15 protein-coding genes are annotated in these 23,541 nt (G+C 36.5%); 11 read left to right on the forward strand and 4 right to left on the reverse strand.

The genetic code is table 11. The features are described 5' to 3' along the window. The first annotated feature begins 38 nt into the window (after positions 1 to 38). Together LPB88_RS11985 and LPB88_RS11990 are read left to right on the forward strand one after the other, a co-directional pair. Entirely contained in the window at positions 39 to 5,636 is a 5,598-nt protein-coding gene (locus tag LPB88_RS11985; RefSeq protein WP_230715825.1) for a T9SS type A sorting domain-containing protein, read from the forward strand. A 51-nt stretch (positions 5,637 to 5,687) separates the two neighbouring features. After that, positions 5,688 to 6,536, forward strand: coding sequence for an outer membrane beta-barrel protein (locus LPB88_RS11990; protein ID WP_230715827.1), 849 nt, complete (start codon positions 5,688 to 5,690; stop codon positions 6,534 to 6,536). Between the two features lie 103 nt (positions 6,537 to 6,639). Here LPB88_RS11990 and LPB88_RS11995 read toward each other — a convergent pair whose 3' ends face one another. Together LPB88_RS11995 and LPB88_RS12000 are read right to left on the reverse strand one after the other, a co-directional pair. Then, positions 6,640 to 7,065 (reverse strand): MgtC/SapB family protein, encoded by a 426-nt coding sequence (locus tag LPB88_RS11995; protein ID WP_230715829.1) that lies wholly within the window; start codon positions 7,063 to 7,065, stop codon positions 6,640 to 6,642. Between the two features lie 147 nt (positions 7,066 to 7,212). After that, a complete protein-coding gene (locus tag LPB88_RS12000) occupies positions 7,213 to 7,581 on the reverse strand; it encodes a helix-turn-helix domain-containing protein (RefSeq protein WP_230715831.1) in 369 nt (122 codons plus the stop codon). A gap of 156 nt (positions 7,582 to 7,737) precedes the next feature. Between LPB88_RS12000 and LPB88_RS12005 the strand changes: the two genes are divergently transcribed. After that, entirely contained in the window at positions 7,738 to 8,268 is a 531-nt protein-coding gene (locus LPB88_RS12005) for an NAD(P)H-dependent oxidoreductase (protein WP_230715832.1), read from the forward strand. Positions 8,269 to 8,366: 98 nt separating this feature from the next. Here LPB88_RS12005 and LPB88_RS12010 read toward each other — a convergent pair whose 3' ends face one another. Continuing rightward, entirely contained in the window at positions 8,367 to 9,482 is a 1,116-nt protein-coding gene (locus tag LPB88_RS12010; protein ID WP_230715834.1) for a taurine catabolism dioxygenase TauD, read from the reverse strand. A 268-nt stretch (positions 9,483 to 9,750) separates the two neighbouring features. On the opposite strand from LPB88_RS12010, the gene LPB88_RS12015 reads away from it, so the two are divergent. From LPB88_RS12015 to LPB88_RS12050, 8 genes are all read left to right on the forward strand, one after another. Continuing rightward, on the forward strand, positions 9,751 to 10,383 hold the full coding sequence (locus LPB88_RS12015) for a nitroreductase (RefSeq protein WP_230715836.1): 633 nt from the start codon (positions 9,751 to 9,753) through the stop codon (positions 10,381 to 10,383). A gap of 28 nt (positions 10,384 to 10,411) precedes the next feature. Further along, the gene (locus tag LPB88_RS12020) at positions 10,412 to 11,935 is read left to right on the forward strand and encodes an aspartate aminotransferase family protein (protein WP_230715838.1); all 1,524 of its coding nucleotides are present in this window, start codon (positions 10,412 to 10,414) and stop codon (positions 11,933 to 11,935) included. Further along, on the forward strand, positions 11,913 to 14,354 hold the full coding sequence (locus tag LPB88_RS12025) for a GNAT family N-acetyltransferase (RefSeq protein WP_230715840.1): 2,442 nt from the start codon (positions 11,913 to 11,915) through the stop codon (positions 14,352 to 14,354). Before LPB88_RS12020 ends, LPB88_RS12025 begins: the two co-directional genes overlap by 23 nt. 17 nt (positions 14,355 to 14,371) lie before the next feature. Further along, positions 14,372 to 15,724, forward strand: coding sequence for a lysine N(6)-hydroxylase/L-ornithine N(5)-oxygenase family protein (locus tag LPB88_RS12030; RefSeq protein ID WP_230715842.1), 1,353 nt, complete (start codon positions 14,372 to 14,374; stop codon positions 15,722 to 15,724). A 205-nt stretch (positions 15,725 to 15,929) separates the two neighbouring features. Further along, the gene (locus LPB88_RS12035; protein WP_230715844.1) at positions 15,930 to 17,762 is read left to right on the forward strand and encodes an IucA/IucC family siderophore biosynthesis protein; all 1,833 of its coding nucleotides are present in this window, start codon (positions 15,930 to 15,932) and stop codon (positions 17,760 to 17,762) included. Continuing rightward, positions 17,762 to 19,168 carry an MATE family efflux transporter gene (locus LPB88_RS12040; RefSeq protein ID WP_230715845.1) on the forward strand — a complete coding sequence of 469 codons (1,407 nt, stop codon included), beginning with the start codon at positions 17,762 to 17,764 and terminating at the stop codon, positions 19,166 to 19,168. Before LPB88_RS12035 ends, LPB88_RS12040 begins: the two co-directional genes overlap by 1 nt. Positions 19,169 to 19,332: 164 nt before the next feature. Next, the gene (locus LPB88_RS12045) at positions 19,333 to 19,575 is read left to right on the forward strand and encodes an acyl carrier protein (RefSeq protein WP_230715847.1); all 243 of its coding nucleotides are present in this window, start codon (positions 19,333 to 19,335) and stop codon (positions 19,573 to 19,575) included. Between the two features lie 15 nt (positions 19,576 to 19,590). Beyond that, the gene (locus LPB88_RS12050; RefSeq protein ID WP_230715849.1) at positions 19,591 to 20,982 is read left to right on the forward strand and encodes an AMP-binding protein; all 1,392 of its coding nucleotides are present in this window, start codon (positions 19,591 to 19,593) and stop codon (positions 20,980 to 20,982) included. 79 nt (positions 20,983 to 21,061) lie between these two features. On the opposite strand, the gene LPB88_RS12055 is transcribed toward LPB88_RS12050, so the two are convergent. After that, positions 21,062 to 23,401 carry a TonB-dependent receptor gene (locus LPB88_RS12055; RefSeq protein ID WP_230715852.1) on the reverse strand — a complete coding sequence of 780 codons (2,340 nt, stop codon included), beginning with the start codon at positions 23,399 to 23,401 and terminating at the stop codon, positions 21,062 to 21,064. Between the last annotated feature and the right edge of the window lie 140 nt (positions 23,402 to 23,541).

The following is a 23,541-nucleotide window of genomic DNA, read 5'->3' on the forward strand; positions in this document are numbered from 1 at the left end:
GTAAGAATACAAAATGACAAATCTAACATCAGTAAATTATGAAAAAACTCTACTTATTACTAATTCTTCTGTTTTTTACGATGCAGCAACTAACTGCACAAACAGTAGAAACATTTGAGACTTTAACGGTATCTCAGCCTAATTTTACCAGTAATAGCAAAACTTTCAATTTAACTAGTTCTTATATTAGTTTTACTGTAGTTCAATTTGCTGGTTTGGGTTATAACTCTTCTAATAGATTTATACAAGTTGCAGATGCTCCCGGAATAGACGCTATGGGCCAAACAGGTACCATTACTGCTGCAACGGGTAACTTTAAAGTTAATAATCTATGGATTTATGTCTCTGGTGACGCCAACCTAAATCCTGGAGCCACTAATGGCGGTGCAGCTGGATCTATAACTTTTACAGGAAAACTTGGTGGTACTACACAGTTTACTATTGTTAAAACCACTACTGGGGCAAATATCGGTACTGCGGCGCCAAATAAAGGCTTCATGCCTATTAATTTTGCTACTGACGGAGCGGCAAATTATACCAACATCAACATTGACCAGCTTGAAATTCAGTTAAGCAGTAATTATGATTACTTTGCAGTAGACAATTTTACCTGGGTTGATGGAGTAAGTTTACCTACAGTTACCACAACAGCAGCTATAAATGTTGGTTCTGTTAAGGCAACAATGGGAGGTAATGTAACTTCAACTGGTGGCGATGCTTCCGTACAGAGAGGAATAGTTTGGGCTACAACAACAAATCCAACTATTGCAAATAATAAAGTTCAAAATGGAACCGGAGCTGGAGCTTTCAGCGGTATTGTAACAGGATTAACGGCCGGAACCACTATTTATTATAAGGCCTATGCTACTAATAGCGCAGGTACTACTTATGGTAGTGAACAATCACTAACTACTGGTGCCGCTTTAAGCACCTCATCAACCACGCAAACAGACATTCTTTGCAATGGCGCTTCCACTGGTGCCGCAGGTGTAACGGCAACAGGCGGGGTTCCATCTTATAGTTATTCGTGGTCACCCTCTGGAGGTACTGGTGCAACAGCATCTTCTCTTGCTGCGGGAACATATACTGTAACTATTACAGATGCAGAATCAACACAAATTACCAGAACCTTCATGGTAACAGCTCCACCAGCACTTACCGGAATTTCTTCTACAACAGCAGTAGCTTGTTTTGGAGGATCTACTGGTACTGCAACCGTTGTTCCATCAGGAGGCGCAGGTTCATATACTTATTTATGGTCTAACGGCGCTACAACAGCTACGGCCTCGGCGCTAGCGGCAGGAACATACAATGTTACCATTACAGATGCTAATTCCTGTACAAAAAACATTGCTGGTATTACTGTAGGACAACCTACATCAGCTCTGGATGGAACTACTTCTACTACACCAGTTTCTTGTTTTGGAGGGTCTAATGGTACGGCAACCGTTACTCCATCGGGAGGCACGGCTTTATATACTTATTTATGGTCTAATGGAGCTACAGGAGCTACGGCCACGGCGCTAGCGGCAGGAACTTATACTGTTACCATTACAGATGCTAACGGATGTACAAAAACTATAAGTGGTATTGTCGTAGGGCAACCTACAGCAGCTCTTGATGGAACTGCTTCTACTACACCAGTTTCTTGTTTTGGAGGGAGTAATGGTACAGCAACTGTTACTGCATCAGGTGGTACACCTAATTATTCTTATTCATGGGCTCCAACCGGAGGTACCTCAGTAATAGCTACAGGGCTAACAGCCGGAACTTACAGTGTTACAATTACTGATTCTAAAGGCTGTCCGAAACTTGTTTCCGGTATTGTTGTAGGAGGACCTGTTGCTACTCTTAGTGGAACTACAAGTACAACTCCAGTTACTTGTTTTGGAGGAACCAATGGTACAGCTACTGTAGTTGCTTCTGGAGGTACTCCAAATTATACTTACTCATGGTCTCCATCAGGGGGTACCGGAGCTACAGCCTCTGGGCTTGCAGCAGGAACTTATAGCGTAACTATTACAGATGCAAACGGATGTCCTAAAACAATAAGCAATATTTCTGTTGGATCCTCAACAGCAATAATTGCTAATCCAACACAAATAAATGTAAGTTGTAATGGTGATAGTACAGGTTCTGCAACAGTTGCTCCTTCGGGAGGAGCCGGATCATACACTTATCTTTGGTCTACTGGTGCAACTGGTGCAACTATATCTAATTTGGCGCAAGGAAATTATAGCGTAACTATAAAAGATGCTAATCTTTGTCCAACAATACAAAACTTTACTATTACCGAGCCAACACCACTTTCAGCTACTACAGCTTCAACAGATGTTAGTTGTTTTAGTGGCGCAAATGGTACTGCAAGCGTAACAGTATCAGGAGGAAGTCCTGGTTATTCATATTCATGGGCACCTTCTGGAGGGTCTGCAGATATTGCGACAGGGCTTTCTGCCGGAAATTATACTTGTACAATTACAGACTCAAAAGGATGTACATTAATTAAACCTATTACTGTTGGCACTCCTGCTACAATATCTGCTACAGAAGTACACACTGATGTTTCTTGTAATGGAGGAGCAACTGGATCAGCAACTGTAACCGCAAGTGGCGGAGTTGGCGGATATACTTATTCATGGTCTCCTTCTGGTGGTACCGCAGCTACTGCAACAGGACTTACTGCAGGAAACTACACTGTTACTATTCAAGACGCAAATACATGTATACACACAATTGGTGTTAGTATTGGTCAACCAGCTGTTTTAGCAGCTACAGTTTCTAAAACTGATGCACTTTGTAACGGTGGATCAACAGGAACAGCAACTGTTAGTCCTACTGGCGGAACATCAACTTATACTTATCTATGGTCACCCTTTGGTGGTACAGCTGCAATGGCTACAGGACTTAGTGTAGGAAACTACTCTTGTTTAATTACTGATGCTAAAGGTTGTACTGTAACAGTTCCAGTCTCTATCGGTCAGCCATCTGCTTTAATTGCCTCAACAAGCCAAATAAATGCTACTTGTATGATAGGAGGAACAGCAGCTGTAACTGTAAGTGGCGGAACTGGTTCTTATAGCTACTCATGGTCTCCATCTGGTCAAACAACAGCGATAGCAACAGGATTAGCTGCCGGAAACCACTCTTGCTTAATTACTGATGCTAACGGATGTACACTTACTAAACCCTTTCTAATTGGTACTACCAACACCTTAACAGCTGCTACATCTCAAACTAATGTTTTATGTAATGGAGCTAATACAGGTTCAGCTTGGGTAGTTCCATCAGGAGCTCCGGGTCCATTTAGTTATGTGTGGGCACCGTCTGGCGGAACTAGTGATACAGCAAGCAATCTTACAGCTGGTAATTATAGTGTAACAATAACTTCTGCTAATGGTTGTTCTATTGTAAAAAACTTTACAATTACTGAACCTTCTGCTTTAGCAGTTACTCCATCGCAAACCAATCTATTGTGTAACGGTGCAACTACGGGATCTGCTTCTGTAGTGGTAACAGGTGGAACTGGTTCATATACTTACGCATGGTCACCTTCTGGAGGTACTGCCCAAACAGCAACAGGACTTAGTGCAGGAACTTACATTGTAACAATTACTGATGCTAGCTTGTGTCAGACCACACAATCGTTTACAATTACAGAACCTGATGCAATTACTGCAACAGTTGCCTCTACAAATGTAAGTTGTAACGGAGGAAGTACAGGATCAGCAACTGTAACTGCGACAGGCGGAACTGGTACATACACTTATTCATGGGCACCTTCTGGTGGGACTGCTGATACTGCAACAGGACTAAGCGCAGGAATTTATAATGTAACAGTGACTGATGCAAATAGTTGTAGTACAACTCAAAGTGTTACCATAACTGAACCAACAATTCTAGATGCAACAACTATTCAAACAGATGTAACTTGTATTGGAGCAACTGATGGATCTGCAACTGTAACGACAACTGGCGGAACTGGTGCATACACTTATGTATGGTCTCCCTTAGGAGGAACTGCCCAAACAGCAACAGGACTTAGTGCAGGAAATTATACCGTAACTATTACTGATGCAAACGGATGTACATTTGCAAAATCTGTAAATATCTTAACAATTCCCGATGTAACAGCCCCAGTACCTGATCTAGCAAATCTACCAGTTATTACAAGCAGCTGTTCCATTTTATCAACTCAGATTCCTGTTCCAACAGCCACTGATAATTGTACAGGAATTATAAATGCAACAACTACAGATCCTTTAAGCTATACAGCTGTTGGCAGTTATGTAATTTCGTGGAGTTATGATGATGGGCATGGAAATATTTCAACTCAGAATCAAACTGTTAACGTTACAGCTTCTCCTTTAGATCTGGTAACTTTTAGCCCTGCTGAATTTACTTATAATGGAAGCCTTAAGTCATTACAAGTTGCCAATCTTCCAGCGGGAGCGACAGTAACTTATGCTACAACTCCAGCAACAGGAACAGCAAATGGCGCAACCAATGCTGGTGTTTATACTATTACTGCCACAGTAACTCCGTCTGCAAGTACGCCAAATTGCTCTCCAATTACACTTACTGCACAGCTTACTATTAAAAAAGCCGCGCAGCTGATTACTTTTGGAGCAATTCCGGTAAAAATCCTTGGAGGAAGCAACAGCTTCAATTTAAATGCAACCTCTGACTCAGGATTAGCAGTAACATATTCATTTATATCTCCTACTGCCCTGCCTGCGGCAACTGTCGTTTCGACTACAGGTTTAGTTAGCTTACTAAGACCTGGTCAAATAGTAATTACTGCGCATCAGGCTGGAGACAATAATTATTTGCCAGCGGTAGATGTTTCACAAGTTCTTATTGTTAAAAATAATGACGTAACAGTTACCAAAATTACTATTGGTAATAAGGTATATCTGGCTCCGGCTAAGGACATCAAGTACTTAATGGTATGCGATGAAAACAATCCAAGCGTTTCTATTTTAAATGAAACAAATGCAACGATTACTCCATCAGCTAGCTTTACTATTACTACTCCTAAACCAGGAATTTATACCAAAACCGTAACTATAACTTCTGAAGACGGAAGCACAACGGCTAACTATACAATAACTGTAGAAAAACCATTTGCGTTCTTTGATATAGTACGTCAAAAATTCAATAATATACTTCTGGTAAACAACAATCCACAAACCAATGGAGGTTATGAATTTGTTTCTTACGAATGGTTTAAAAACGGTCAATCAGTTGGAACTGGTCAATATTATTCAGCAGGAAATGCATTAGGAACTACACTTGATCCTACGGCTGACTACAGTGTAAAGATGACTACCAAGGATGGAAAAGTACTGCACACTTGCAACAGTAAAATATCACTGTCTAAATCAGTAGAAGCTAAACTTTATCCAAACCCTACTCAAACAGGAAGAACCATTACAGTTGAGGCAGATTTCCCTTCAGAAGAATTAGAGAACATGCAAATAAGTCTTTATTCTGTATCAGGTCAATTGATTAAAACGGTAAAATCTTCTACAATACAAACAGAAATACAATTGCCACAGGCAGAAACTAGTATGTATATTGTAGTTGTTCAAACCGCAAACATCAAGAAAACACTAAAAGTAATTGTAAACAAATAAAATCTGCCAGTACTATTTCTATAATAGTACTGGCATAAAAAACAATTAAAGATGAAAAAATATATAATTAACTATATAGCATCAACAGTACTGATTATAACACTTTTAGGAACTTGTCTAAAGAGTTATGCTCAGGATAAAAAACAAGAACTATCTATTTCTGTAGGAGGTCCGTTTTCATTTCTAAAGTATAAAGGCAGTGAAATAGTACCCGGAAACGGATTTAGTGCCGGACTTCGCTATTCGTATTATCTAAATGAAGGCATTAGTATTGGAATTGGTGCAGAGTATCAGTCTTATAGTTCTGATGCGAAATTTGCATTTCTTTCAGGACAATATACAACCATTGATGCCGAAGAGGAATCATTTCAATTCAGATACAAAGCAACTCAGTTAAGAGAAAAACAATGTTTAGGATATGTAAATGTTCCAGTGACTATTCAATATGAAAATCCGGGACCAACAAAATTATATATTGCTGCCGGTGTTAAAGTAGGATTCGCAGTAAGCGGAAAATATGAAACAAAAATGGAGAATCTTACCACAAGTGGTTATTATCCGCAATACAATGTTGAATTATTTGGTCCTGCATTTGCAGGATTTGCAAGCACAGATGATATCAGAACAAGCAAACAAGATCTTGAAACAAAAACCTCTTATTCTGCTACTTTTGAAACTGGTTTAAAACAAAAAATTGGAGACAGAAGTTCTGTTTATATTGGACTTTATCTTGATTATGGATTAAATGACATAATGGATAAAAAAAATAACAAAAGTCTAGTTGAGTATAATCCGGAATTACCTGTACAATTGCACTACAATAGTACATTAAGCACTCCTTATACAAATGATATAAGATTAGTTTCCTACGGACTTAAACTAAGATATGCCTTGAGATAAACATCTATCGAAAGGAAAAATTAAAGCCGATTTTCATAAGAAAATCGGCTTTTTTATGTTTAAATAATCTTGTTCTTATGCCATTAATAATAAGAAGAAGAAACTATTGCTTCCTGTTTCTCAACCAACTTTCTACAGGCTCAAGAACTGTGTTTACGATAACCACTAAAAAAGTACAAATTAAAGCCTCGGCAAAATATCCCGAAGCAGCAATACAGCCAATTGCCGCGCTGCACCATATTGTAGCGGCCGAATTTAATCCGTGTACATTGGCACCTTCCCTAAAAATAACTCCCGCGCCCAAAAATCCAACTCCCATAACAACCTGAGCCGTAATACGCGTTACATCTATATTTGGAGCTGTTCCGGCAACTTTTATAGACAACAAAACAAAAGCTGCCGCGCCGGTTGCCACCAGCATATTTGTTTTTAGACCGGTTTCTTTATGATGCCATTGTCGTTCAAAACCTATTAACAATCCAGCAAATAAAGCAATTACAAGACGGGTAAAAAATTCTGTAGTACTCAAAATTATATGATTTTATAGGATTAAAATTTTCCAATTAAATTCTTTTTTAAAAGTTAGAATTGCACTGGATAAATAAATTTAAAAACTTAAATATAAGAATCTTAAACTAAATAATATTCAAAAACAAAAAGCTTCTTCCATAGAAATTTAGCTTTCTACCTCAGCCGTTTGATTTTCTAAGATGTTTTTTAATTGAGGCGCAAATTCTAATCCCCATTTATCAAGAGCCGAAATTAAAGGCATAAGAGATTCTCCGGTTTCCGTTAGATAATATTCCACACGCAACGGAATTTCATTATAAACTGTTTTTCCTATAAGTCCATGAAATTCCAATTCCTTAAGTTGATTTTGCAATACACGTTTTGTAATTCCGGTAATAACATTAACCAAATCTTTAGGACGTTTTATGCCTTTTGAAATCTCATCCAACAAACAAAATTTCCATTTAGAACCAAATACTTCCATAGCTACAATAAGTCCACAAGTATAATCAATAGGTATTTTTCGTTGATACATAAAAAATCATTTAGAACTACAAAAGTAAAAACAATTAGAGTTTTTTCAGGAAAAATCTATAGTGATTAATTAATCACTATATGACTAATTCGTCCCTTATTGTATTATTAATTAACGAGTTTGAACTTTGTAGCTACAAATTTTAATAGTAAAATAATGAAAACACTTGTAGTTATAATTCACCCCGATCTTGAAAATTCCGTAATAAACAAAAGATGGATTGAAGAATTGAGTAAATACCCGGATCAGTATACATTGCATAATTTGTACAGCTTATATCCCGATGAAAAAATTGATATTAAAAAAGAACAGCAATTAGTAGAAAATCACGATAAGATCATATTTCAGTTTCCGTTTTACTGGTTCAATTGTCCTCCCCTTTTTAAAAAATGGCTCGACGAAGTAATAATCTCCGGATGGGCTTACGGTAGAGAAAGCAGTTATAAACTAGCCAATAAAAAGATTGCTTTAAGCATTTCTACGGGTATAAATAAAGAAGATTACAGCACAAAGGGAAGATACAAATACACACTGGAACAACTCACAGCACCATTTGAAATCACTTTTGATTACATCAAAGCCGATTATAAACCCTTATTTGCATTTTATGGAGCAGAACATGATTTAAGCGCAGAAAAAGTCGAGAAAAACACTCAGGAATATATCTCATTTCTAGAATCTTTGTGAAAAATGTTCTTTATTGAATATATATAATGAAAGGTTTTCTGCAAAATGTGAAGGTAAAGTCATTTCACATTTTGCAGAAAACCTTTTCACAAATGAGTTTAATCCTGATCAAAGATTTTCCCCAAATGTTCCTCCATAATAAAATAAGGATCATTAGTTTGGGTTACAGATCTCATGTGAATCAAACTTGTTTTGCTCATCATTCTAAGCATTTGTCGGCGTTCGCATTTTACAATTTTGCCATTCTCTTCACGTTGTCCCGCCACAAAAGCACTTCGTCCGTGCGCGCATAAATGATTATTAACAAAGATCACATCACCAGAATTTGGTACATACTCACTGTTTATAAGTTCCTTAGCTTCATTCCAGAATTCTGTTAAGTTGTAAAGCGCTTCAGGAGTTTGCCCTGCATTTTCATTAAATATTTGTTCGGCGGCGTCAAAACGGATAAAAGGAAGCTGTCTGTTTCCATACAAAACAGAAGCCGTTGGACCCGGAATTGTTTGATCTTCATCATAATTTGCATCTTTAGGACACTGATAAATAGGATCAAATAATTTTTCCATAATCGGATTCATCTTACCATGAGAGCGAATCGAATATAAAGTTGACGGAACTCTTTCTTCATTTCGCAAATAAAGAAAACTCAAAAAGTCAGCTTGATTGCTTAAAAAAGCATCTTCGGTATGTACATACAAATCTGTTTTTGATCCCGATCCGGTTTGTGTTACGGCCATTTTCTCGTCCGGAATTACGGCATGCAAAAGTCCTCCACCCTTTCTTTGTGCATAATATTGAACCGGTTTAGAAGGCACTGCGCCATGCAAAAGCGAACATATAAATCCGTATTTATTCAGCTTTGCATAATCAGCACCTTGCCAGTTTGGTGGTGTTGGTCCTAAATCTTCCTGATCGACCTCTAAAAGCCCCTGGAAAACAATTGCACCATATTGATTTGCAGAAAAATCAGTACCAAACTGACTTAAAATTCTACTAATACGTTCTGGAAGCAATTGAAAAGCATGAAGATGAAGCGCGGCTATATAATCGGGATTTTCATAATTATCAAATGCCTTTACCAAAAGATTCCCAACATTTGATAAAATATTCCTTTCCTGCGGCGTAACTACTACAATTAATGGTCTTGTAGGAATATTAAAATTTAAACTCGTTTCTGCAGGCCTTCCCTCTGCAATCATTGATTGTGACTTCATTTTTTCAATTCTTTTATAGTTAATAATAGATAGGGATAACTAAAACTTAATTATTTAACAATATGACAATTACAAACTAATCCTGAACACCTGTTTTTCAATCTGTACGGGCATTCGTATAAAATTTTTAATATTTATTTTTTTTATTCGGATTAATTTATACTTTTGCCTTGCACTGTTTTTATTTATTCTAAATAAAATTTACTTACAAATATATTTGTATTTCACTTAACTAAAAAGATTTTTCTTAAAAAAATTTCCAAAAAAAATGAAAATCAAGGACAAACCCAGTAAAATCAAGGAATCAGATTCTTCTGATAAACTGAAAAAAGTTTCCAGGAATATTCGCAATAGAAGAAGCATCTATGCCAATGAATTTATTAAGGGAGAATTGCCTGATAAATTACTCGAAGAAATTCTGGTAAATGCGACTTGGGCTCCAAATCATAAAATGACTGAGCCATGGAGATTTATTGTTCTAAAGGGAAAATACCTCAAAGAGTATGGAGCATATATGGCCAATTATTACAAGGATTTTTACAGCGAATTATCATTTGAAGATCAAAAAGAAAAACTTCGCTATCTGGCTAATTATCCATTAAATGCAGCTTGCCTTATTGGGGTGATTATGGTAAAAAACACCAAAATTAACTTGCCGGAATGGGAAGAAATTGCCGCAGTTTCATCGGCTGTGCAAAATATAGCGCTTACCTGCACGGCACACAAAATTGGCAGTTTTTGGAGTACCAAAAGTGTTGCAATCGACTATATAGCACAATTTGATCTGGCAGAAAATGAAAAATCACTTGGGATTCTCTATCTCGGATATTATCCAAAAGATTTAAAATCATCCACAAAAAAGAGAACTCCACTCTCTAAAAAAGTCATTTATCTCGAATAAAAGTAACTAAACCCCTAAAAATTATTTTATGAATACCACACTAATCAATGAAGAAATCCAAAAGGATAAAACACTTCTCTTTGAACAAGATTTTTACAAAGATATTTTCCATCAAAATTCCGGTACCGAATATGCTCAGGCTGTAGAACTGGCAAAGGAACGTGTTTCTAATTTTCTAAAAAACAATCGTAAACCCTTTAGCGGAATCAGACCCAGCGAGATGAAAACCAAAATTGAAGCCATAGACTTTGATTCTCCTCTACCCGATTATGAAAGTCTGCTTGATGAAGTCGATGAAATTTATGTAAAACACGCCACAGCTTATCACCTTCCGGAATATATTGCACACTTAAACTGTCCTGTTGTAATACCGGCGTTGGCAGCAGAAGTTTTGATAAGCGCGATCAATTCATCACAAGATACTTATGATCAAAGTGCTGGCGGAACTTTTATGGAACGCAAATTAATTGATTGGACAAGCGAACAAATTGGTTATCAAAATGGCGACGGAATTTTCACCGCCGGAGGTTCTCAAAGTAACCTTATGGGATTGCTTTTGGCAAGAGATTATTATTCACTAGAATATCAAAAATGGAATATAAAACTTGATGGACTTCCGCCTGATGCTTCAAAATTTAGAGTTTTTGTTTCGGATAAAGCCCATTTCAGTAATCATAAAAATGCCTGGATTCTGGGCCTTGGAGAACAAGCAATCGTGCATGTAGGAGTTGATGAAAGATATCGAATGGATCCGGAAAAACTGGAAAAAGCGATCGCGAAGGAAATTGAAAAAGGAAATATTCCAATCGCAATCACCGCAACTGCCGGAACCACAGATTTCGGAAATGTTGATCCGTTAAAAGCTATTGCCGCAATTGCCAATCGCAATAATATATGGCTTCATGTTGATGCGGCTTACGGTTGTGGATTATTACTAACAGAGAAACACAGATATCTTTTAAACGGAATCGAACTGGCAGATTCTGTAACTATAGATTATCATAAATCATTTTTTCAGCCCATAAGCAGTAGTGCTTTTATCGTAAAAAACAAACTTCACCTCAACATTATCAAGCATCACGCCGATTATTTAAATCCAAAAGAGCAAAATTATGACGCACTTCCGGCTCAGATTAATAAATCGATTATTCAGAGTACACGTCGTTTTGATGCGCTAAAACTTTGGTTCACACTTCGATATATGGGCAAGGAAAAGTTGGGACAGTTTACAGATACAATAATTGAAACGACTCAAAAAACAGCGGCTTATCTTGAAGCTGACCAGAACTTCGAACTTTTATGCCACTCAGATATGGGGGTTTTAGTATTCCGATATCTTGATGGTCCACCAGAATCTACCTCTTGCGAAGTCAATCAATACATCAAGGAAAAACTCTTTTTTAGTGGAGAAGTTCTCGTAGCAAGTACCAAAGTCAATGGAGAATTCTACTTGAAATTCACCATTTTCAATCCGCTTACAACCCTAAATGATATTAAAAACATACTTAACCTTATAAAACAAAATGGAAATGAATACCACAGACTTAACTAATTTTTATCAGCTGGCAGAACAGGTAAATTTCAAATCCCTGCTTAATTGTTATTGCAGAGAATTTAGCAATTGGAGCCGTTACGAAGGCCTTCCGAAATACGATCAAACCCTTGCTGATTTCATGCAGACTATTGATCACAGCTCGTTTCTAAGATTTGATTTTAGCACAATTGGACGCGAAGTTTTTGCTCCGCTGACTTATTTTTCAGAAAGCGGTGTTCACTCGTTCAGCTTTCCAGTTGTGTTGCGCAATATTGAAACAGGCGAGTTTAGAGAAATAAATCCAATGGAGTTTACGGAACTTGTCGCTGCTAATTCTTTGGGAGAATATCCGGATATGGATGCCGTTCCTACGCAAAAACGTATGGAAAACAGTATTGAAAATCTCGCTCTTTATTTGGAACATTATAAAAATAGCGATCAAACTGCCAATAATCCCGAGCAGACTTTTATAGAAGCTGAACAATCTTTGATTTTAGGACATAGTGTTCACCCGTTGCCAAAAAGCAGAGAAGGTTTTAGCAAAGACGAATTACTACAATATTCGCCTGAAACCGGAGGAAAATTTCCATTGCACTTTTTCTTGATTCACCCGGAAAATGTAATCGAAAAAAGCGCTGAAGACTATCTAATGACTGCTTATCTGAGAAAGGAAATTTCAAAATATGCTAATGAAAACGCCAAAGAATTATTGGATTTTTATTCCCAATATAAAGTAGTTCCAACGCATCCTTGGGAAGCCAATTATTTACTGGATTTGCCCGAAGTAAAAGAAATGCAATCCAAACAGCTTCTCTTTAGTTTAGGGCAGTTTGGACCATCATATACTGCAACGTCATCTGTTCGTACGGTTTATAATGCCGAGAGCGAATGGATGTACAAATTCTCTTTGCATGTAAAAATAACCAACTCTTTCCGTGTTAATTACCTGCATGAATTGAACCGTGGTTATGACGCCGCAAAACTCATGAAAACCGATTGGGGAAAAGGCATTGAAAACGATTATCCTCAAATTCAGCTTATTACTGATCCTGCTTATATTGCAGTTTCTTATAATGATAAAGTTATTGATGGTTTTAGTACAAGCGTGCGTCAAAACCCTTTTCATGGAGCAAATGCCAAGAAAAATGTGAGTATGGTCGCTTCTCTTTGTCAGGACGGGATTCTGGGAGAAACACCAAGAATCGTAAATATTATCAATGAAGCTGCCAAAAGACAAGATACAACTGTCACAGAAACTGCACTTTCCTGGTTTAAACAATATTTGAATATTACTATAACTCCTTTGGTTGGAGTTTTTAATGAATATGGTTTTGGATCTGAATTTCACCAACAAAACATGCTTGTAGAATTTGACGAAAATCTTTTTCCTGCAAAACTCTATTTTAGAGACAATCAGGGCTATTTTTTCCGTCAGGGAAAAGTTGAAGAATTGGAGCGTTTGATTCCAGATTTTGGAAAAGACAGCAGATCTTTTATCGCCGAAAAAAGAATTATTGATTTCTGGGGATATTATCTTTTAGTAAATCATTTGTTTGGAGTTGTAAATATTCTGGGCAAAAATAGACTTGCCGATGAAACTGTATTGCTTAACCTTCTCTACGAAGCTTTAAAAAAAGAAGAAGATTCAGATACAACAGGATTAGTTTCTCATTTTACCAATAGTGCAAAATTAGTCGTAAAAGGAAATCTTCTGACCAGTTTAAACAATATGGATGAAGCCAGTGCGCCAAGAACCAATCCGGCGGTTTACAGAGCATATCCAAATCCTTTAAACAAACACTTTTTCTCTAAAAAACTAATTAACCCGAAAGAAAACACAACGGTTTTTAGTCGTTTTTTTGAGAAAGAAAACGTGACCATCACCTTGCGTCCGGTAGATATTGACAGAGATTTAGAGATGCTTCACCAGTGGTTTCATCGCGAACATGCCTTGAAAATCTGGCAAATGAACTGGCCAATTCGTGAACTCGAAGCCTATTACAGAATGTTGATTCCGGGCGATCATTCGCACAGTTATATTGGCGAGGCAAACGGAGTTCCTACTTTTAATATTGAAATATATTGGGCAAGTCGTGATGTTGTGGGGGAATATTATGAGGTTTTACCATCAGATTATGGAACCCATTTATTCATTGCGCCAACTGATCCAAAACAAAAATACGTTTCGCCGGTAACACAATCGATGATGGATTTTGTTTTGGCAGAACAAAAGGTTGGTAAAATGGTGGGCGAAGGCTCTGTAGATTCAATTGCCTCAATGATGAATAAAGCTCACGTAGGTTTTAAAATCGAAAAAGTAATCGAAATGCCACATAAAAAAGCCAATCTAAACTTCTGTTACAGAGAATGGTATTGGGCAAAATTTCCTGCTGCCAAAGAATTTCAAAATAATGCAGTTTCAGCACCTCAAGTCTAATTTATAAAAATACCACAATGAGTACAGAAAAAATATATTCGGTAATAGGCATCGGGATTGGTCCTTTTAATCTTGGGCTTGCGGCACTTATCGAACCTGTTGAAGAATTATCAGCACTGTTTTTTGATCAGTCAGAAGGTTTTGACTGGCATCCAGGGCTTATGATGAGTAACGCCACGCTTCAGGTTCCGTTTTTAGGAGATTTGGTTACCATGGCCGATCCTACCAATAAATACAGCTTTTTAAATTACATCAAAGAAAGTGGTCGTTTGTATAAATTTTACATCCGTGAAAACTTCTTTATTTACAGACGAGAATATAACCAGTATTGCAAATGGGTCGCTTCTGAGTTGTCAAATTGCAAATTCTCACACAAAGTTGTTTCGATAGATCATGCTGATGATGTCTACAAAATCGTAGTTATCAATACTCAAACCTGCGTAACGGCAACTTATTATGCCCATAAAATTGTTTTGGGTACAGGAACTTCGCCTCATATACCGGAATTTATCGATCAGGAATCGTTACATAATGTTATTCACGCTTCAAACTATTTGTATTTCAAATCACGCATTGGCAAAAATGCATCGGTTACTATTATTGGTTCGGGGCAAAGTGCTGCCGAAGTTTTCCGCGATCTTTTGCCTGAAACCGAAAATGGATTGCAACTGAAATGGTTTACGCGTTCGTCTCACTTTTTTCCTTTGGATAATAAATCTAAACTTACTCTGGAACTGACTTCTCCTGAATACGTGGATCATTTTCATAGTTTATCCCAAGAAAAAAGAAAACAACTTCTTGCCAGACAACACGGGCTTTATAAAGGAATTGATCAGGAATTAATCAACGAAATTTTTGATAGTTTGTATGAGATGAGTTTAGAAGACAAACCTCTAAATGTAGAATTGCGTTCGAATATGCGCCTAACGTCTGTAAATGAAGAAGCTGACGGATCCTATAATCTGGATTTCACTCACACAGAACTGGATCAGCCTTTTGAAGATCAAACTGACTATGTAATTCTGGCAACGGGTTATAAATACAAAGAGCCGGCGATTCTTTCTGGGATTGAAAGCAAAATCAATCGTTTAGAAAATGGTTTGTTTAATGTAAATCGTAATTACACAATCGACAAAAACGGCACTGATATTTTTGTTCAAAATGCTGAATTACACACGCACGGACTCTCTACTCCCGACTTGGGAATGGGCGCTTACAGAAATTCCTGGATCATAAATCAATTGGCAAATCGTGAAGTTTATAAAGTCGAAAAACGAATTGCTTTTCAACAATTTGGTATCCAAAAAACAACATCACAATTGTCTGAAGCAAATGTTTTGGAATTAATAAACGAGCAACCCGTTGCGTGAAACTCCTAAAGATTTTATTTAACACAAAGAGACATAGATTTTATGTGTACAAAAGAAAATATAAAAAGAATAAATTTCTTTCACATAGCTATATGAATTTGGAATAAGTGAAACGCCTATTTTGAGTTTTCAGAATCTATGTGTCTATGTGTTAAAATTAATTAACCGCAACATGTTAAACGAGCAATTAAATAATTAGAAAAAAATGACAACCCCAGAAAATATATTCAAAGACGCACAGCATCTCAACTCAGCTATTTGGGATAAAGTAAATCGAAACCTACTGGCCAAAAGTATCTCAGAATTGATGCGTGAAGATGTGGCAAAACCACAAATAACGGGTCGTGAAAAAGATGGTCTGACCCATTTTATTTTAGAAACCGATAAAGAAAACATTTATTACAGTTTTTCGGCTTATCCAAGGTTTCTAAATTACTGGCACATCGTCAAAGAAAGTCTTCATAAAATTGAAAATGAACAAAAATTAGAACATGTTGATGTACCGAGTTTCTTTCTGGAACTCCAGGAAACTTTCGGGATCAATTCATTCACACTTGCTCATTATATTGAAGAATTACTCCATACCTTATATGCTGATGCTTTCATACATTCGAAACGTCGTTTGTCTGCCGCAAAATTGGCTGATGCCGATTTTCAAACTATAGAACATAGTCTCGACGGTCATCCGTGGGTAATTGTAAACAAAGGCCGAATTGGTTTTGACTCTGAAGATTATGAAAATTACACTCCGGAATCTGGTCAAAAAACACGTTTAGTCTGGATTGCAGCTCATAAAAACAGAGCGACTTTGCGCCTGCAAACGGACATGAACGATCAAACTTTCTACGAGAATGAAATTGGTTCTGAAAAAATAGAAGCTTTTAGAAACAAGCTAATTCAGTCAAAAGTAAATCCGGACGATTATATTTTTATTCCCGTGCATTTATGGCAATGGCAGAATAAATTGGTGATGCAGTTTGCCAATGATATTGCCTCTAAAGATCTTATTCCGTTAGAATTAACCGAGGATATTTACAGTCCGCAACAAAGTATTCGCACTTTTTTTAATCAAAGTAACCCGAGCAAACATTACGTAAAAACGTCGATGTCTATCTTAAACACAAGTCATATCAGAGGTTTGTGTCCGAGACAATTATCGATTGCGCCACGTCTTACGGAATATATTAAAGACGTACTTAAAAAAGATCCGCATTTGCAAAAAATGGGCGTTGTGCTTTTGGGCGAAGTTGTTTCGGTTTCATACACACATCCAAGTTACAGCAAAATTGTAAACCCTCCTTATCAGTACAATGAATTTCTGGGCGCTATGTGGCGAGAAAGTCCGATAAATTTTCTAAAACATGGCGAAAATTTAATGACCATGGCGGCTTTACTTTATGTTGATGATCATGGTAAAAGCCTTGTCGAAGAACTAATCGAAAAATCAGGGCTTTCGACAGAACAATGGCTAAAAGCCTATATGACGGCATATCTAAAACCGGTGCTTCAAATTTATTACCAACACTCATTATGCATAGATCCGCACGGGCAAAATGTGATTCTTATTCTAAAGGATTATGTGCCAACGAGAATTGCTTTGCAGGATTTTGTAGGTGATATTTTAATTAATGAAGAAGGAAAGAAAAAACTTCCGCAGGAATTCATAGACAATATGTTTAATGCTTCTCCAAATCCTGAAAATGCTCCATTAGTGCTATTAATTGCTGTTTTTGATGCATTCTTCAGATACCTGAGCGATATCTTAATAACAACTGCAAATTATTCTGAAGTTTCTTTTTGGAATTGCGTTAACGACATTATTGTAGAATTTCAGGAAGAACATCCGGAATTACAAGAAATGTTCGATAAATACAATTTATTCATTCCGGAATTTAAACGTCTTATTTTCAATAGTAGACGTTTGTATAATGGATATGAAGAAACGGCTGGTTTTCCACACATGAAAAAAAGCGGTTTTATTCCAAATCCACTCTATCAATTAATCAATGAGGAATCGTTAATCGTTAAAGAAAACTAATGAAAGAAGCAATTTTAAAAACACGCTCTTTATTTGGCCTTTTAAGGCGTTCTCTTGCCGGAAGCGAAAGCAATTTTACTTCAGGAAGTATCAACAAAACCATTATTCTGTTGTCTGTTCCAATGGTTGCAGAACTCTTAATGGAATCTTTATTTGTTTGTTCAAACCTTTTCTTTGTGAGTCGATTAGGCACAAATGCTATTTCTATTGCAGGTGCCACAACCACTTTTATTACGTTTTGTTATTCGGTTTCAATAGGGCTTGGAATTGCGGCTTCGGCGATGATTTCGAGAAGAATTGGTGAGAAAAAGTTCAAAGCCGCAGGTCAGACTGCCATGCAGGTAATTTATGTAACAGTACCAATTGCAGTACTTATAAGCATTATTTGCTCTATTTGGGCTACTGATATTATGAGCGCTATGGGGCTTTCGGACGCGATGGTTCGGGAAGGAACATCATACGGAATTGTCATGTTTGCGTCAAGCGGATTTTTGATTCTGCGCATTGTAGTTAACGGAATCTTTCGTGGTGCGGGTGACGCTTCTACGGCAATGAGAATACTTTGGTTATCAAATGCGATAAACATTATTTTATGCCCGGTATTTATTTTTGGCTGGGGACCAATTCCGGCTTACGGTTTACTTGGTGTTGGATTGGCAACCTTAATTGCCCGAGTTATTGGAGTATTGTATCAGGCTTGGTATCTCGTAGGTGGCAAAACGGTAATGAAAATCGGTTTGGCACAATTAGTATTCAATCTGGCTATTTTCAAAAGAGTTGCAAAACTCGCTTTTGGCGGAACGGTTCAATTTATTATTCCGGCTTCAAGCTGGGTATTTATGATCAAGATTATGTCGCATTTTGGACCAAATGCATTGGCTGGATATATTCTCGCACAAAGAGTAACTTCGATCGCCACAATGCCGGCTTGGGGACTTGGGAATGCCGCAGGAATATTAACCGGACAAAATCTTGGCGCAAAACAACCCGAAAGAGCCGAAAAATCAGTTTGGAGAGCCGGAATGCTCAACATGGGATTTCTTGTTTTGGTTGGAATCTGTTGGATTTTTCTTGCCACGCCTGTTGTAAAAATCTTTACAGATATTCCAGAGGTTATTTCCTTTAGTACGATGTATATCCATCTTATTTCTATGGCTTATATCCTTCTTGGATATACAATGGTTATTTCAAGAGCGCTCAACGCTGCGGGCGAAGTCAAAGTTGTAACCTGGCTTTATATCCTAATGTTTTATATCGTTCAGATTCCGCTTGCCTATGCTTTAGGAATCACGTTTGACCTAGGATCAAATGGTGTTTTTACAGCGATTCTTATCTCGGAAATTGTATTGGCCGTTGCCTGTATTGTAGTCTTCCGAAAAGGAAAATGGAAACATACCAAAGTTTAGTAAAATAAAAAAAGTCAAAGATTTTTGTTTCACGCAGATTTTGCAGATTCATTTTGAGATAATAATCTGTGCACATCTGCTTTAAATCTTTTTAAAATCTGCGTGAAAAATTAACACATAGAAACACAAATTTAAAAATATCAATTAATTTAAATAATAGAAAAATGAGTACAATAGAACAATTACACGGAGTATTTGCAAGAGCTTTTGAAATTCCTGTTGAGCAAGTAAACGACCAATTAGAATATCAGGCTATAGCCGAATGGGATTCTATGAGCCATTTGGTTTTGGTAGAAGAACTGGAAAGCACATATAATATTTCTATCGAAATGGAAGATATTCTGGAAATGGGAAGTGTAACCAAAATTAAAGATATCCTTAAAAAATACGGATTCGAAATTAATTAGAATAGACCTAAACTTATGGAACTATACGATTTAATCAGGAAAAACGAAAAACTTACTTTTACAGATTCTGCTACCGGATTTTCTAAATCTATAAAAGAAATTCACCAATCGCTGGAAATTGACAACCTGCGTTCTCTTGTATTTATTTATAACGACAATCAGTTGCCGGCAGTTGAAACATTTTTAAATTTTTATCAAAGCCGCTTTACAATTGCATTATTAGGATTGGGTGTAAACGCTGAATTCAAAAAAAACTTAGAAGAAAGTTATACCCCATATTATATTTTTGATCCATCCCGAAGTGAAATTGAAGGATATAATATTGTTGATGCATCTGATACTATACAATTATTCAAACGTATAGAAAATTCGATTTATCCAATTCATCCAAAAGTTAAGGTTTTATTGAGTACTTCGGGAACAACAGGATCTCCTAAATTTGTGCGTTTATCCGATGAAAACCTTGTCGAGAATGCCAAATCGATTCTGGAATATCTGCCCGTTAAAAATGATGATGTTGTACCTCTGAATGTTCCTATAAATTCTGTTTACGGAATGTCAATTTTTAATACCAATTGTATAAAAGCACATCAAATTATTTGTACCGATAAAGATGTTTTTAAAAAGGAATTTTGGTACGATTTAAAAAATTATGGTTATTCTACCCTTGGCGGAGTTCCCTATTTTTATGAAATGCTTTACAGTATTGGTTTCTTTAAGAAAGACTACCCATCATTGCGCTATTTTACGCACGGCGGCGGAATCATAAATCATAAATTAATCGAAGTAATAGCCGAATATACAGAAAGATTCGGTAAAAAATTCTTCGCACAATACGGACAAACTGAAGCAAGCGGACGTATGGCTTTTTTACCTCCTGAAGATTTACTGAGAAAAAGGGCTTCTATTGGGCGACCAATTCAAAATGGACATTTTGAGATCGATGATAAAACCTCGGAACTAATTTATTATGGTCCCAATATTTTTGGCGGTTATGCCGAAAGAAAAGCTGATTTGCAATTTTACCATCAGGAAGAAAAACTTCATACCGGCGATCAGGCAAGAAAAGATGTTGAAGGATATTATTATATAACCGGAAGATTAAAACGAATTGTCAAGTTATTTGGTACCCGAATCAATTTAGATGAAATCGAGCTTTTGTTAAAAGATACACTAGGCGGAAAAACCTTTATTTGTCTGGATCTTAACGACAAACATTTGGCTGTTTTATATACAGATCCTGATTTAAACAAAGAGACGATTGTACAAGCCTTAAAGACGAAACTTCATTTGCATGCCAGTTCTATCAAAATCAATCACATAACTGATGTGCCATTAACAGCAAACGGAAAAGTAAATTATCCTCTTATCAAAGAATCTTTAGAGTCAGAGATTTTGGTACAATAAATACCTGTCATTAATATTAAAAAAAGATCACCTCTATATTTTAACAGAGGTGATTTTTTAGTTTTAGTCAAAGTAAAATTTAAAATTTAAAAGTCAGATTTACTAAGAAATTTGCAGGAGGCTGAGGTGCTCCCCATGAACTCCAATATTTTTTATTGCTAAAATTATTTACCTTAACTCCCACTCTCCAGTTGGATTGCTCATAGAATAAAGTTTGATTGTAAATAGTATATGATGGAATATAAAAAGTATTCGCAGTTGACATATAACTTTTGTCTACATAATTTGCTCCAACACCAACACCAAGACCTTTTAAAACAGTTTGAAATTTATAAGAAGCCCAAAAGTTTACCACATCTTCCGGTGCATCTTGTGCTTTATTGCCTTCGATAGCTTTGTTGGCAGCATTTGTTTTTACAATACGGTTATCATTATAAGCATAACCTGCTGTAATATCTAAACCAGGAAGCGGATTGGCCAAAAATTCAAATTCAACACCTTTACTGACCTGTTTACCATCTTGTTGGTACACTAAATCAGCTTGTCTTATTACGGCATTATCATTCGTGATTTTATAATAACTAACCGTAGCACTTAATTTTTTATTAAACAATTCCGTTTTTACACCTGCTTCATATTGATTGGCATAAAGAGGATCTAATATCAATTGTTCACCTGAAGGTTGTGTAACGGGAGCTAAATTCTGAAACCCGTTCATGTAATTTCCAAAAATAGAAATCTGATCTTTAACAACTTGGTATACAATTCCTAGTTTTGGTGACAAAGAGTTTTGGCTATAACCCGGAACAGTTCCGCTCTCTTTTCGATCAAAATTATCTAAACGTAAACTTGCCATTGCAAATAATCTCTCTGCAACACCCAATACATAAGAAGCGTATCCGCTAAAAGTATATTCGTCTCTACCTGCTCTGATAACCGGAGCCAACAATACTTTATCAATTTCGCTTCTTCTAATCGGAGCAAAATTGGTAGCCACATCAATTGTTCTAAAGGGAGCCGCAGGAGTTGGTGCAGAAGAAAAAGTATCTGTATAATACCTGTAGTTTGCACCAACTAATATTTTATGTTTTAAAATTCCTGTCGTGAATTCACCATTAATATTTTCCTGAACATTAGTATAATTACTCGAAATAGGTCCAAAAAGTGTCGCACGTATCGTAGCCGTAGTTGGCGAAGTCCAGGTTGGTAAAACCTGATAACTATAATCTAAATCTTCATTTACATAAGAAAACAAAGTAGTCGATTTCCATCGGTCAGATATTTGATACTCCGCCTGAACAAATGCTTTTGATGAAGAAGATTTTGCATCAGCATCATCATGTACCAGTGACTTTTTATAATCTAACTTTATATCTGCTACATTGGTAATTCCGGATGCAGCGGCAACTGTTGGGAATAATGGCTTGGTATTATTAACCTTAAAAAGCTCAGCATCAATACTGAATGTAAGTTTTTCACTTGCTTTAAAAGTAATACTTGGCGTAAAAGAAAAAGTTTTATTAAACCCATAATCCAAGAAGCTTTTCTCACTATTGACAGCCGCGTTAAGTCTGAAAAGCACATTTTTATCTTTAGTCAAAGGAGTATTAATATCGACAGTAAGTCGGTTCAAACCAAAACTTCCGCCTGTATAAGAAACCTCGGTCGCTGATGCTTCAAAAGGTTTTTTAGTAACCAAATTCACAACCCCTCCAAAAGAAGAAGCAGATGAACCGAATAAAGTTCCTGAAGGTCCTTTTAACACCTCTATTCGCTCAACATTAGCAATCCCAACTGTAGATCTTCCTGAAAGTGTTTCCATACCGTTTCGAGAATTAATTCCTACCGTAAAACCTCTAAAAATAACAGCAAACCCTCCTGATGGATAATTAAGCGGTACAACTCCCGGTGCATTTCTTACCGCACCCGCAGCATCGATAACAATTTGTTCCTGTATAAGCTCTTTGTGTATTACGTTATAAACCTGAGGATTTTCTATATTTTTAAGAGGCATTCTCGCAACATATTGCGTTTTTTTAGAAAGAAGACTTTTTCTATTATTAATCACCACTTCTTGTAGCTCTTTATTAGAAACCTTTAACTGTACCTTTACGATCTCAGTCTTATTGTCTTCAACTGTAACTTCTTTTTCTGAAGTTTCATAACCTGCCAGAGAAATTTGTAATGTGTATCTATTTTCTCTTACCCTATTAATTTCAAAATTACCATCTTCGTTGGTAGTGGTGCCGTATTTTGAATCTTTAAGCTTTATATTTACATCTGATGCAGGTTTGCCGTCAGAAGTTGTGATTTGTCCTTTTATTTTTCCATGATTTTGTTGCGCAAAAGAAGAAAAGGTCGAAAATAAAACGCCAATAATAAGTAAAAACTTTGACATTCTTAAACTAAGATATTTCATTGATTTTGGATTTTGGTTAATATTTTGTTTTTATTTAGAATTAATAAAAACAGTGCAAAAATAAAAATTAATAGTTGTTTAACAAGTAATATTTTTTATTTATTCTACAGAATCGTAACTCCTACATCCTCTTAATCACA

This window comes from Flavobacterium sp. JAS, assembly GCF_020991455.1.
In the GTDB taxonomy this organism is placed as follows: domain Bacteria; phylum Bacteroidota; class Bacteroidia; order Flavobacteriales; family Flavobacteriaceae; genus Flavobacterium.

Bases quoted from the DNA above. Each gene is read 5' to 3' on its own strand.
- LPB88_RS11985 (WP_230715825.1), top strand. From the start codon at position 39: ATGAAAAAACTCTACTTATTACTAATTCTTCTGTTTTTTACGATGCAG.
- LPB88_RS11990 (WP_230715827.1), top strand. From the start codon at position 5,688: ATGAAAAAATATATAATTAACTATATAGCATCAACAGTACTGATTATA.
- LPB88_RS12000 (WP_230715831.1), bottom strand. From the start codon at position 7,581: ATGTATCAACGAAAAATACCTATTGATTATACTTGTGGACTTATTGTA.
- LPB88_RS12005 (WP_230715832.1), top strand. From the start codon at position 7,738: ATGAAAACACTTGTAGTTATAATTCACCCCGATCTTGAAAATTCCGTA.
- LPB88_RS12010 (WP_230715834.1), bottom strand. From the start codon at position 9,482: ATGAAGTCACAATCAATGATTGCAGAGGGAAGGCCTGCAGAAACGAGT.
- LPB88_RS12015 (WP_230715836.1), top strand. From the start codon at position 9,751: ATGAAAATCAAGGACAAACCCAGTAAAATCAAGGAATCAGATTCTTCT.
- LPB88_RS12020 (WP_230715838.1), top strand. From the start codon at position 10,412: ATGAATACCACACTAATCAATGAAGAAATCCAAAAGGATAAAACACTT.
- LPB88_RS12025 (WP_230715840.1), top strand. From the start codon at position 11,913: ATGAATACCACAGACTTAACTAATTTTTATCAGCTGGCAGAACAGGTA.
- LPB88_RS12030 (WP_230715842.1), top strand. From the start codon at position 14,372: ATGAGTACAGAAAAAATATATTCGGTAATAGGCATCGGGATTGGTCCT.
- LPB88_RS12035 (WP_230715844.1), top strand. From the start codon at position 15,930: ATGACAACCCCAGAAAATATATTCAAAGACGCACAGCATCTCAACTCA.
- LPB88_RS12040 (WP_230715845.1), top strand. From the start codon at position 17,762: ATGAAAGAAGCAATTTTAAAAACACGCTCTTTATTTGGCCTTTTAAGG.
- LPB88_RS12045 (WP_230715847.1), top strand. From the start codon at position 19,333: ATGAGTACAATAGAACAATTACACGGAGTATTTGCAAGAGCTTTTGAA.
- LPB88_RS12050 (WP_230715849.1), top strand. From the start codon at position 19,591: ATGGAACTATACGATTTAATCAGGAAAAACGAAAAACTTACTTTTACA.
- LPB88_RS12055 (WP_230715852.1), bottom strand. From the start codon at position 23,401: ATGAAATATCTTAGTTTAAGAATGTCAAAGTTTTTACTTATTATTGGC.